Raw genomic sequence first — 11,192 nt, forward strand, 5'->3', positions numbered from 1 at the left:
CCCCCCCCCCTCTCTCGCCGCGGGGTCGGGGGCGTCCCGTCCCGCCGCCGCCCGCCCCCCCCCGCCCCCCCCCCCGCCTCCCGCCGCCCCCCCCCCCCCCCCGCTCTCGGTCATTCATGTCATCGCATTTTCTTCGACGAACCGGTCTCCACCTCGTCGGAAAATGGTTCAGGGCGTTACCGTCAATTGGTGTGCAGGCAGCGGATCTCCTCCCGCGCCTGCTCCAGGAAGCGGACGCGATCCTCGTCCGTGAGCAGGATCGGGGAGTTCGGCAGCCCGTCGCGGTAGCGCGCGGTGCTGTGCCAGAGGGTGCCGCGGGCGCCCTCCGCCGCGTGAATCTGTCGGGCTCGAACGATCTCGGTCGCGGTATAGGCGTCGAGCATGCGTCTTCTCCCTGCGTCCGATGCGGTTTTTCTGTGGCAGCAGGACCGTACAGGATGTTTTCGCGCAGCGCGAGTGTGGCAGCGTTACCAAAATGAAAGAGTTTTTTGTGCTCCGCAGCATCGATCGAGAAGAAAATTCTCTCAAATTGTCGGCCTGATCGAAGAACAGCTTGTTTAGATCGTGAGGCGGGTGCCCGGTCCGAGGCGGCGCAGGAGCCGGACGAGGTCGGGGCGGCGGAGCGCCACGCAGCCTTCCGTCGGCCGAAATCCGGGGCGGGCGACGTGCAGGAAGATGGCGCTGCCGCGGCCCGGGCGGATCGGGCCGCGGTTGTAGTCGAGGTCGATGACGAGGTCGTAGAGCCCGTCGTCGCGCCACATCGTCTCCGCGCTGGTGCCGGGCGCGGGCAGGGGGATCGGGCGGTTGTAGCGCCGGTCGCGGGGCTCGTCGCACCAGCCGTCCTGCGGCCGGATGCGGCGCAAGGGGAGGGGGGTCGCGGGCCGCACCCCGAGCCGGTCCGGCCGGTAGAAGCCGCCGCGCAGCCGGAATGTCCCGCGGGGCGAGGCGCCGTCGCCCTCTCGCTTCATCCGCGTCTGGCCGCCCTTGCCGAGGGCGCAGGGGATCAGGACCGGGCCGGCGATCAGCGTGCCGCGGCGCCGGTCGAGGGGGTCCGGGCGGACCCGCAGGTGCGGGAGGGTGATGCGCTTCATGGGACCCCGTTCGTCATGGGACCCCGTTCTACGGCGCCGGCTCCGGGCCCGTCGAGGGGAGCGTGACAGGGCGCCCGGGCGAGCGGAGAATGCTGCGCCGTCCCCGTTCGAGCCCGCCCGACCGCCATGTCTTCGCCGATGCCCTCCTCGCCGATTCCCTCGCCGATCCCGCTTCCCAATTCCCCGCCGGACTGGCTCGGCTGGCTGCCGCCGCGCCTCGTCGCGGTCGACGTCGAGACGACGGGACTGGCGGAAACCGACCGGGTCGTGAGCTTCGGGGCGGTCGTGCTCGCCACCGCCTCCCTCGCCGCCGGCGCGCCGGCCATCGCCTGCCACCACCTGATCTTCGATCCCGGCCGGGCGAGCCACCCGCGGGCCGAGGCAGTGCACGGCTACGACGACTGGCTGTTGCGCCACCAGGACCCGGCCGCTGCCCATGCGGGCACCCTGGCGGACCTCCTCGCCGGGGCCGACCTGATCGTCGCCCACAACGCGGCCTTCGACCTCGGCTTCCTCAACCGCGAGCTCGCCGCCGCCGGCCGCGCCCCGGTCTCGGCGAAGGTCTACTGCACCATGGAGGCCTATCGCCGCCGGGGCGAGAAGGGGAGGGCGGCCCTCGACGCCGTGTGCCGGCGCATCGGCATCGCCCGGGTCGGGACCCGCCACGGCGCGCTGGAGGATGCCTGGCTGGCGCTCCGGGCCTATCTCTGGCTCCAGGCCTGCCCGGTGGCGGTGGCGCGCCCGGATCTCGCCGCGCCGAGCAACCTGCGCCCCGTCCCAACCCGCCCAGACGGCGCGCTGCCGCCCCGGGCCTGAGGGCGAGCGCCGTGGACAGGGCGGGGCCCGGCCCTTGCCGCGGCTTGTCGCTCCGCTACTCTGCCCCGCACGCTGCCAGGCTGCGGTCCGTCCGGGACCGTGGCCCGGCCGGTGGGAGGGTTTTACGCACCCATCCACCTTCCTCGAGAGTGCCGGTTCGATGTCGAACGCCCACCGCCTGCTCGTCGTCGACGACGATCCGTCCCTGCGCGACACCCTGACGGAGCAGCTCGCCCTGTCGGACGCCTTCGAGGTGGTCACCGCCGAGACCGCGCGGGGGGCGATGGACCGGGTCGCCGCCGAGCGCGTCGACCTCGTGGTGATGGATGTCGGCCTGCCCGACCTCGACGGGCGTGAGGCGGTGCGGCAGATGCGCCAGGGTGGCTTTCGCGGCCCGGTGATCATGCTGACCGGCCAGGTCTCGGATTCCGACACCGTGCAGGGGCTGGATGCCGGCGCCAACGACTACGTGACGAAGCCGTTCAAGTTCGCGGTGCTGCTCGCCCGCATCCGCGCCCAGCTGCGCCAGTACGAGGCGAGCGAGGACGCGGTGTTCCAGATCGGCCCCTACACCTTCCGGCCCGGCGCCAAGCTCCTCGTCGGCGAGCGCGGCTCGAAGCTGAAGCTCACCGAGAAGGAGACCGCGATCCTGCGCTTCCTCTACCGCGCCGGGCGGCAGGTGGTGGGGCGCGACACGCTGCTCGCCGAGGTGTGGGGCTACAACGCCCAGGTAACCACCCACACCCTCGAGACCCACATCTACCGCCTGCGCCAGAAGATCGAACCGAACCCGGCGACCGCCTCGATCCTGGTGACGGAGGGCGGGGGGTACAAGCTGCTGCCGTAGCCTTGAGCCTGCGGCGAGGTGGCCTTCGGCTCATCCCACGGTGCTCTCACCCTCCGGGTCATCCCGGGGCCGCGCAGCGGAGCCCGGGATCCATAACCGCCGACGGTTCAAGACGGGACGAGACGCGATCCGCCTCGCTCTCCAACGTCAGCGATTATGGATCCCGGGTTCTCGCCTTTCGGCGAGCCCCGGGATGACCCTGAGGGTGGCAGAACCATCGTCACCACGATGGCATCCACCATCGGGATACGCTCACGCGATCATCCCCCGCGCCTCCACCGGCAGCGTGCCGACGATCTCTCCGCCCCGCACGGCCACCAGTTCGTTGACCATGTTGACGACGACGCAGACGTGGTTGGGCACCACCTCGACGAGCGTCCCAACCGGGGGCCGCACCGCACAGGCCGCGAGGTCGAGGAAGCCGTGCTCCTCCGCGAAGGCGCCGATGCGCGCGCCCGGATGGTCGGGCATGAGCCCGAACCCGTCGAGGCCGCCGCCGGAATCGTTGGTGAGCGTCTTCGAGCCGGCGTCGAGAATGCCGCGTTCAGGCCCGGCCCGGCTCACCACCCGGGAGAGCACCGCCAGCGCGCAATCCTCGAGCGTCGCGACGCCGGCCGCCATCATCATGCGGTCGTTGAAGATCACCGTGCCGGCCCGGTGCTCTGTGGCGCCGCGGACCCGGCCGAGCTCCGGCAGGTTCGGCGTGCCGCCGGTCGAGACGATGCGGGGGTGAAGCCCGTGCTCGGCCAGGCCCGCCCGCGCCGCGTCGAGGAAGGCCTGCGCGCCGTCGGCGGCGCCGGCCGGGGGATAGAGGAGCAGGCCCGCGAAGGCGAGGCCGGGCAGGCCGGCGATGTCGCGGGCGAGCGCCACCGCCTCGCCCGGGGTCTCGACGCCGGCGCGCTTACGGCCGGTGTCGCATTCCACCACCACGTCGAAGCTGCGCCCGCCAGCGCGCGCGGCCTCGGGCAGGCCCGCCACCGTCACGGGATTGTCGGCCGCGACCGTGATCCGGGCGGCGCTCTCGCGCAGGAGCCGGCCGAGGCGCCCGACCGCGTGCGGGCCGATCAGGTTGTAGCTGATCAGGATGTCGTCGATCCCGGCCCGGGCCATCACCTCGGCCTCGCCGATCTTCTGGCAGGTGACGCCGCGGGCGCCCGCCTCGATCTGCATCCGGGCGAGGACCGGGCTCTTGTGCGTCTTGATGTGCGGGCGGTTGGCGAGGCCGGCCGCGTCGCAGGCGGCCTGGAGCCGGGCGATGTTGCGGGCCACCCGGTCGAGGTCGATGACGACCGCCGGCGTGCCGTGGCGGCGGGCGATCTCCTCGCGCAGGGCGGGGCTCAGCATCGCGGCGTGCCCCGGCTGATCATGAGCGGTCTCGTATCGGCACGCATCGTGGTCCCTCCTCCGGGAGTCTTCCGCGCGGGATCGTATCCACAAAAGGCGCTTGCCGCCCACCCGCGCGAGAACGCGCGGTCATAACAATCGGTTGTCCTTGGGGGGCAACCCAATCTTAGGCTTCCGATCATAGATCAGGTGGAGCGCTGGCACCGCGCAACGGAGCGTCGATGCAACCCGGATCCCGCAGGCGACCGTCCACCGCATCCCGCACGCTGGCTGGGGCGATCGTCGCCGCCACCCTGGTGATCGGCGCCGCCTCGGGCCTGACCGTCATGCAGATGCGCCGCAGCGCCTGGGAGCAGGTCGGCCGCGTGTCGCAGAACCTGCTGGAAGCGGTCGAGCACATGGTCGACCGCAACATCGAGCTCTACGACCTGTCGCTCCAGGCGGTGGTCGAGGGCCTGCACGATCCGGAGATCGACGGCATCGCGCCGGCCCTGCGCCAGGCCGTGCTGTTCGACCGGGCCGCCACCGCGAAGGGCCTCGGCGCCATCCTGGCCCTCGACGCGCAAGGCCAGGCCTTCGCCGATTCGACCGCGATCGTGCCCCGCCGGCTGCGCTTTCCCGATGCGGATTTCTTCCGGATCCACAAGGAGCGGGAGGATGTCGGGCTCCACATCGGCAAGCCGCTCCGGATGACGCCGGGCGGGCGCTGGGTGATCCCGCTCAGCCGCCGCCTCACCTATGCCGACGGGGCCTTCGCTGGCGTCGTCGTCGGCACGATCGACATCGATTACTTCAACACGTTGTTCGGCCGCCTCAGCCTCGGCGACCGCACCCGGATCGCGTTCTTCCGCGAGAGCGGCGAGCTCCTGGTGCGCAGCCCGATGATGGAGGAGGCGATCGGCAAGGACCTGACGGCGGCGCCGCATTTCCGGCGCTTCTTCGAGCACCGCGCCGGGCGGTTCGTCGCGACCGGCTACACCGAGGCGGTCGAGGGCCTGTTCAGCTACAGCCGGATCGGCACGCATCCGCTCGTCGCCACCGTGGTGGTGCCGACGCAGGCCATTGCCGACCTGTGGTGGCCGAGGGCGCTGGTGATCGCCGTCCTGGTGGCGTTCCTGTGCGCCGGCATGATCGGGCTGACCCTCGTGCTCCAGCGCGAGCTCGAGCGGCGCGCCCGCGCCGAGGAGCGGGCGCTGGCGGCCAACCGCGACCTCGCCCGCCTCGCCCAGACCGACGGCCTCACCGGCCTGATGAACCGGCGCCACTTCGACGAGAGTTTTGCGCGAATGGGCGAGGAGGCCGCGCGGACCGGTATCCCCCTGTCCCTCGTCCTCCTCGATGCCGACCGGTTCAAGCGCTACAACGATACCTACGGCCACCTCGCCGGGGACGAGGTGCTGCGCGCCGTCGCCCGGGTGCTGCAGCGCCAGGTCCGGGCGCCGGCGGAGGCCGCCTGCCGGATCGGCGGCGAGGAATTCGCCGTGCTGCTGCCGGGCTCGTCCGGCCCGGCGGCCGTCGCCCGGGCCGACCGGATCCGCCAGGCGGTGGCCCGCCTCCAGATCCCGCATGTCGGCAACGAGGGCGGCATCGTCACGGTGAGCCTCGGCGTCGCCGAAATCGTCGGCGGCGAGACCGGCGGGCAGGTCTTCTCGGCCGCTGACGCGGCGCTCTACGAGGCCAAGCGCCAGGGGCGCAACCGCGTGGTGGCGCGGCCCGGTAGCGAAGCGGGCGCGCAGGTCGCGTGAGGGAGGCGGCGCGCATGGGGGGAGCGCGGAGCCCCGGCTTCCACCGCGCCGCATTTTCTGCGACGAACCGGTGTCCAGCGCGGCGCAAAATGCTCTAGAGCTTGGCCGGGCCGGTCAGGGATCTGACGCCGGCGCCGGAGGGGAGAGCGGGGCCGTTGGCGCTCGACGACGACATCGCGATTCTGGAGGCGGCGCCGCTGTTCGGCCTGATGAACCGGGACGCCCTGCGGCTGATCTCGTTCGCGGCCGAGCGCCGGCGGCTGGAGCCGGGCGCCGTGCTGTTCACCCGCGGCGAGACCGCCGAGGGCGGTTTCGTGGTGACACGCGGCACGGTGGTGCTGGAGCCCCGCGGCCCCCGCGGCGCCCCGGTCGAGGCCGGTCCCTCGGCGCTGATCGGCCAGGCCGCCCTGTTCTCGCCCGTCGAGCGGCCGACCACCGCGCGGGCCGGCAGCAGCCCGGTCGAGGTCATGGTCGTCACCCAGGCGGTGATGCGCCGGATGCTCGAGGTCTTTCCGGACGCCGCCGCGGTGATCCACGACGCCCTCGCCGACGAGCTCGCCGCCCTGACCCGCGCCTTCGCCGACAGCCGCGCCGCCGACCCGACGTGACAGCACCGCAGGGGCTTTGCTAGAGGGGAGCCGAACCGAACTCCCGCCTGGACGCCTCCCATGTCGCACGCCGATCTCGCCCGGACCATCGAAGCCGCCTGGGAGGACCGCGCGACTGTCGGCGCCGACACCAGCGGGCCGGTGCGCGAGGCCGTCGAGGCCGCCCTCGCGCTGCTCGATTCGGGCGAGGCGCGGGTTGCCGAGAAGTCCGGCGACCAGGACTGGGTCGTCAACCAGTGGCTCAAGAAGGCGGTGCTGCTCTCCTTCCGCCTCAACGACATGGCGCTGATCCCGGGCGGGCCCGGCGGCGGCGGCTGGTGGGACAAGGTGCCGTCGAAGTTCGAGGGCTGGGACGCCGCGCGCTTCCGCGCCGCCGGCTTCCGGGCGGTGCCGGGCGCGGTGGTGCGCCGGGGCGCCCACATCGCCGCTGGCGCGGTGCTGATGCCCTCCTTCGTCAATCTCGGCGCCTATGTGGGCGAGGGCACGATGGTCGATACCTGGGCCACGATCGGCTCCTGCGCCCAGGTGGGGAAGAACTGCCACATCTCCGGCGGCGCCGGCATCGCCGGCGTGCTCGAGCCGCTCCAGGCCAACCCGGTCATCATCGAGGACAACTGCTTCATCGGCGCCCGCGCCGAGGTCGCCGAGGGCGTGATCGTCGGCGAGGGCAGCGTGCTCTCGATGGGCGTCTATATCGGCGCCTCGACCAAGATCATCGACCGGGCCACCGGCGAGGTCTCCTACGGCCGCGTGCCGCCCTACTCGGTGGTGGTGTCGGGCACCCAGCCCGGCAAGGCCCTGCCGGATGGCACCCCCGGCCCGTCGCTCTACTGCGCTGTCATCGTCAAGCGCGTCGATGCCGGCACCCGGGCGAAGACCGGCATCAACGAGCTTCTGCGGGACTGAATATCCCGGGCGTCGCGGTCGTCGTCAGACTGCGACGTTGTCGATGAGGCGCGTGCGGCCGAGACAGGCCGCCGCCAGCACCCGCGCCGGGCCCGCGACCCGCTCCAGCGGCGCCAGCGACTCGGCGTCGTTCACCGACAGATACTGCACCGGCGCGAACCCCGCTGCCTCCAGGGCCGCCCGGCCCTCGGCCAAGGCGGGCGCCGTGTCCGCGCCGCCGCGCACGGCCTCGGCCACCCCTTGCAGCACGGCATAGAGCGCGGGAGCGGTTCGCCGCTCCTCCGCCGAGAGGTAGCGGTTGCGCGACGACAGGGCGAGGCCGTCGGACTCGCGCAGGGTCGGCGCGCCCTCGATCGCCACCGGGACGTCGAGGTCGCGGACCGCGCGCCGGATCACCTGGAGCTGCTGAAAGTCCTTCTCGCCGAAGATCGCCCGGTCGGGCAGGGCTTGCAGCAGGAGCTTCGTCACCACGGTGGCGACGCCGGCGAAGTGCCCGGGGCGCACCGGCCCGCACAGGACGTCGGTCAGCCCCGCCACCGTCACGGTGGTGGCAAATCCCGGCGGGTACATCGTCGCCACGTCGGGCAGGAAGGCGGCATCGGCCCCGACCTCCGTCAGCAGGGCGAGATCGGCTTCCAGCACGCGCGGATACCGCGAGAAATCCTCGTTCGGGCCGAACTGCGTCGGGTTGACGAAGATGCTGACCACGACCCGCCGGCTGCCGGCCTGCGCCTGCCGCACCAGGGACAGGTGGCCTTCGTGAAGCGCCCCCATGGTCGGCACCAAAGCCACGCCCTCGCCGGCCGCCCGCCACGCCCGCACCTGCGCCCGCAGGGCCGGAACGTCGGTCAACTGGCGGAGGGCGGACGGGGAGGGGGGTGGTATCATCGCGCGGGGCTCCTGTCGGCCGAATCGGCGGGGAGCGTAATCGGGGCGGGGATCGGGCGCCAGGGTGGTGCCGCGTGAAGTTGGGTTGTCTTCCGCAGTCGAATGGCAGTCATACGGATCGTGACTGTTTTCGATGAAGCGGACTGCGTATTTCCAGCAAAAACGATGGGAAAATCCGGTATCTGGATGGCTGCCTGTTCGTCGATCGAACGTACGGTACCCTACGGAATGGTCTCCAGGTCGGTCTGCCTGAATTCGTCTGCCGTCGCCAGGATCGGCACGCGCTCGTATTTCGCCGACGCATAATGCAGGCAGTCGCCGAGATTGAGGCCCCGGCGTCCGGCGCGGTACCGATGCGCGGCGGACAGGGCCAGCGCCGTCGCGTGCTCGGCCGGAGGCAGGTCGCGGATCTCGATCCCGTTTGCCTCGAGGAACTCCAGGATGATCGGCTGCACGGCCGCGAGCGTCATCGCGAACTTGTCCGGACGGGCCAGGGCCAGCGCCGCTTCGAGCACGGCGACCGGAGAGGTGATCCGGATGGCCGCGCCGGCGATGGCATCGGACACGCGTCCGGCTTCCGGCTCGTCCGACAGCACAGCGACGAGTGCCGAGGCATCGATGAACATCAGCTTTCCGCCCACATCGCGTCGTAAGCCTCGCGCGGCAGCGGGGCGCGTGCCGCTTGGCCGAGCACCACGCCATGCTTCGCCCGAAGACGCGCCGCGGCCTCGCGCGGCGTCTCGATGCGCCGGCGCTCGATCGCCTCCGTCATGGCGATGACGATCGCCTCGGTGATGCCGACGCCGGCGAGCTCGGCGAATTGGCGCGTCAGCGCATCGGCCTCGGGGTTGTCGACACTGATCGTCATGCCGCCTCTCCAACCGTTCGTCTCGAGTCGGACATGTAGATTGTGATATCGACGCGCGCAAAGCGGAGCCGGGATGCTTCACCTCGGAGGAGCTGCCGGCCGCTCGGGTTCGTTCCGGACACCCCCGGCCGGCATCCTTCCGCTGTGCCGTCGCCCGGTTGAACGAAGGAGCCACTTGTTCCATGACCCCGGACGACCTCGCCGGCACGCTCGATTTCCTGCGGCGGGCCGAAGCCCTCAAGAGCACCCTGCGCAGCGGTGCCACCGCGTCGGGCCGGCAGGAGAGCACCGCCGAGCACACCTGGCGCCTCTGCCTGATGGCGATGGTGCTGGCCGACGGCGTCGCGGGGATCGACGCGCTCAAGCTCATCAAGATGTGCCTCGTCCACGACCTCGGCGAGGCGGTCGGCGGCGACATCCCGGCGACCGATCCCCGCGCGGCGGACAAGAGCGTGCAGGAGCGCCGCGACCTCCTCTCCCTCACAGCGACGCTGCCGCCGGTGCGCCGGGACGAGATCATGGCATTGTGGGAGGAGTACGAGGCCGGCACCTCGCCGGAGGCGGTCCTGGCCAAGGGCTTCGACAAGCTGGAGACGATCCTCCAGCATAACCAGGGCCGCAACCCGCCGGGCTTCGATTACGCCTTCAACCTCGATTACGGCGCCCGGTACACCGCCCGTCACCCGCTGACGGCGGCGATCCGGGCCGTGCTCGACGAGGACACGCGGGCGCGCATGGTCGGGCCCACGGAATAGGGCGTTGCCCCTGGCCCTTTCTGTCGCCTACGCCGTCCGGGCGGCAGCGATCGCCGCCGCGAGGCCGACCGTCGGGCTGGTCAGCGGTCGGATCGCCTCGGGAAGCAGGGCGGCGGCGCCGGCCATGGAGGCCTGCGCCAGGGCGACCTGGGTCGCGCCGTCCTCCCGCGCGGTGCCGGCGGCGCGGGCGACCAGCGTCCGGTAGCGGTCGGACTCGCCCGCCTTGAACGCCTCCCAGGCCTCGGGAACGACTTGCACGCTCACCTCTGCACCCGTCGCCCGCGCGGCCGCCTCGAACAGGCGCCGGGTCGGCTCGACCGTCGTGGCGACGGCGCAGAGCACCACCACCCGGCCACCCGCCTTCACTGCCTCCGCGGCCAGGGCCGCATCGACCCGTAGGATCGGGACGGGCGCGTCCAGGGCTGCGCTCTCGGCTGCCGGACCCAGGGTCGAGCAGGTCACCAGGACCGCGTCGGCCTCCGCATACAGGCCGCGCAGGACCGCGACGGTCTCGGCGGCGATCTCGGCCGTGAGCCGCCCCTCGCGCTCGGCGGCGGCGAGCAGGTCGGGGCGTACGGTGTGGCGCAGGCTGACACCGGTCAGCCCGGTCGCCTGCAGGGCCTCGTCGAAGAGCGCGGCGTTGCTGGCGACGGTGTGGAGGCAGGCGATGCGGGTCATGGGCGGAGATCCGGCGGCGGCAGGACCGGGTTTACCCGTCGGGGACGGGACGGCAAGATCGAATCGCTCCGCCGCGGAGGCGCGCGGCCCGGCTCAACTCAAAGCCTGTTCGACTTGCGAAGCCAGCCCAATGGCAGTTTTCCGTGTCCCACCCGCGACCTCATCCTGAGGTGCGAAGGAAGTGAGCCTCGAAGGAGGGCTCCAGGGATCGGAGAGGCGTCTGGAGGCCTCCTTCGAGGTCAGTCGATTGTCCATCGACTGACACCTCAGGATGAGGTCGTGGGTGGGATAAATTCACCCAGCCGTCAAACAGGTTCTCACGTTCCAGAGCACTTCGCGATCGCGTTGCAATCGCGAAGCTCTCCGGGTCTTTGATCTTGTCGCACTTTCTGCGACGAACCGGTATCCACTTCGTCGGAAACTGCTCTAGAAGCATCCCCGGGCGATCCGGCGTCCATAGGGATCGTCGACGCCGCGCGCGGGCGGGAAGCCGTAATAGCTCGGCTTGCCGATGCCGAAGGGCGAGCCGACATAGGTCGGGTCGCCGGGCGCGTTGGTCGGTATGAAGCCCTGGCAGGCGGGATCGCCGCGGGTGGCGGGCGAGGCGTCGCTGTCGCCGCGCGGGAAGTAGCGCAGGGGCGGGGGA

13 protein-coding genes and 1 pseudogene are annotated in these 11,192 nt (G+C 71.7%); 6 read left to right on the forward strand and 8 right to left on the reverse strand.

Annotated features, from left to right (window positions below; translation table 11 throughout):
- Nucleotides 1–182 precede the first annotated feature (182 nt).
- Nucleotides 183–383: a hypothetical protein gene (locus ABZT49_RS28475; RefSeq protein ID WP_355291139.1), complete on the reverse strand. Its 201-nt coding sequence runs from the start codon at nucleotides 381–383 to the stop codon at nucleotides 183–185.
- A gap of 174 nt (nucleotides 384–557) precedes the next feature.
- Entirely contained in the window at nucleotides 558–1,091 is a 534-nt protein-coding gene (locus tag ABZT49_RS28480) for a L,D-transpeptidase family protein (RefSeq protein ID WP_355291141.1), read from the reverse strand.
- Between the two features lie 126 nt (nucleotides 1,092–1,217).
- Here ABZT49_RS28480 and ABZT49_RS28485 point away from each other — a divergent pair, with 126 nt between their 5' ends.
- Nucleotides 1,218–1,907 carry a 3'-5' exonuclease gene (locus tag ABZT49_RS28485; RefSeq protein WP_355291143.1) on the forward strand — a complete coding sequence of 230 codons (690 nt, stop codon included), beginning with the start codon at nucleotides 1,218–1,220 and terminating at the stop codon, nucleotides 1,905–1,907.
- Nucleotides 1,908–2,067: 160 nt separating this feature from the next.
- Nucleotides 2,068–2,754: a response regulator transcription factor gene (locus ABZT49_RS28490; RefSeq protein ID WP_355291144.1), complete on the forward strand. Its 687-nt coding sequence runs from the start codon at nucleotides 2,068–2,070 to the stop codon at nucleotides 2,752–2,754.
- 252 nt (nucleotides 2,755–3,006) lie between these two features.
- On the opposite strand, the gene ABZT49_RS28495 is transcribed toward ABZT49_RS28490, so the two are convergent.
- Complete coding sequence (locus ABZT49_RS28495; protein ID WP_407943589.1) at nucleotides 3,007–4,095, reverse strand: alanine racemase; 1,089 nt, start codon at nucleotides 4,093–4,095, stop codon at nucleotides 3,007–3,009.
- Between the two features lie 224 nt (nucleotides 4,096–4,319).
- On the opposite strand from ABZT49_RS28495, the gene ABZT49_RS28500 reads away from it, so the two are divergent.
- From ABZT49_RS28500 to dapD, 3 genes are all read left to right on the forward strand, one after another.
- On the forward strand, nucleotides 4,320–5,843 hold the full coding sequence (locus ABZT49_RS28500) for a sensor domain-containing diguanylate cyclase (protein WP_355291148.1): 1,524 nt from the start codon (nucleotides 4,320–4,322) through the stop codon (nucleotides 5,841–5,843).
- A 155-nt stretch (nucleotides 5,844–5,998) separates the two neighbouring features.
- Nucleotides 5,999–6,451 carry a Crp/Fnr family transcriptional regulator gene (locus ABZT49_RS28505; protein WP_355291150.1) on the forward strand — a complete coding sequence of 151 codons (453 nt, stop codon included), beginning with the start codon at nucleotides 5,999–6,001 and terminating at the stop codon, nucleotides 6,449–6,451.
- A 60-nt stretch (nucleotides 6,452–6,511) separates the two neighbouring features.
- Nucleotides 6,512–7,357, forward strand: coding sequence for a 2,3,4,5-tetrahydropyridine-2,6-dicarboxylate N-succinyltransferase (gene dapD, locus ABZT49_RS28510; RefSeq protein WP_355291152.1), 846 nt, complete (start codon nucleotides 6,512–6,514; stop codon nucleotides 7,355–7,357).
- 24 nt (nucleotides 7,358–7,381) lie between these two features.
- On the opposite strand, the gene panC is transcribed toward dapD, so the two are convergent.
- The 3 genes from panC to ABZT49_RS28525 form a co-directional block, all read right to left on the reverse strand.
- Entirely contained in the window at nucleotides 7,382–8,245 is an 864-nt protein-coding gene (gene panC / locus ABZT49_RS28515) for a pantoate--beta-alanine ligase (RefSeq protein WP_355291154.1), read from the reverse strand.
- Nucleotides 8,246–8,466: 221 nt separating this feature from the next.
- Nucleotides 8,467–8,871 carry a type II toxin-antitoxin system VapC family toxin gene (locus tag ABZT49_RS28520; protein ID WP_355291156.1) on the reverse strand — a complete coding sequence of 135 codons (405 nt, stop codon included), beginning with the start codon at nucleotides 8,869–8,871 and terminating at the stop codon, nucleotides 8,467–8,469.
- Entirely contained in the window at nucleotides 8,871–9,113 is a 243-nt protein-coding gene (locus ABZT49_RS28525) for a type II toxin-antitoxin system VapB family antitoxin (protein ID WP_355291158.1), read from the reverse strand. The genes ABZT49_RS28520 and ABZT49_RS28525 overlap by 1 nt, the downstream gene beginning before the upstream one ends.
- Before the next feature lie 182 nt (nucleotides 9,114–9,295).
- On the opposite strand from ABZT49_RS28525, the gene ABZT49_RS28530 reads away from it, so the two are divergent.
- Nucleotides 9,296–9,868 (forward strand): HD domain-containing protein, encoded by a 573-nt coding sequence (locus ABZT49_RS28530; RefSeq protein WP_355291160.1) that lies wholly within the window; start codon nucleotides 9,296–9,298, stop codon nucleotides 9,866–9,868.
- A gap of 27 nt (nucleotides 9,869–9,895) precedes the next feature.
- Here ABZT49_RS28530 and ABZT49_RS28535 read toward each other — a convergent pair whose 3' ends face one another.
- Together ABZT49_RS28535 and ABZT49_RS28540 are read right to left on the reverse strand one after the other, a co-directional pair.
- Nucleotides 9,896–10,546 carry an aspartate/glutamate racemase family protein gene (locus ABZT49_RS28535; RefSeq protein WP_355291162.1) on the reverse strand — a complete coding sequence of 217 codons (651 nt, stop codon included), beginning with the start codon at nucleotides 10,544–10,546 and terminating at the stop codon, nucleotides 9,896–9,898.
- Nucleotides 10,547–10,972: 426 nt separating this feature from the next.
- A pseudogene (locus ABZT49_RS28540) lies at nucleotides 10,973–11,192 on the reverse strand (hypothetical protein); the annotation flags it as partial.

This window comes from Methylobacterium sp. EM32, assembly GCF_040593685.1.
Lineage (GTDB): Bacteria > Pseudomonadota > Alphaproteobacteria > Rhizobiales > Beijerinckiaceae > Methylobacterium.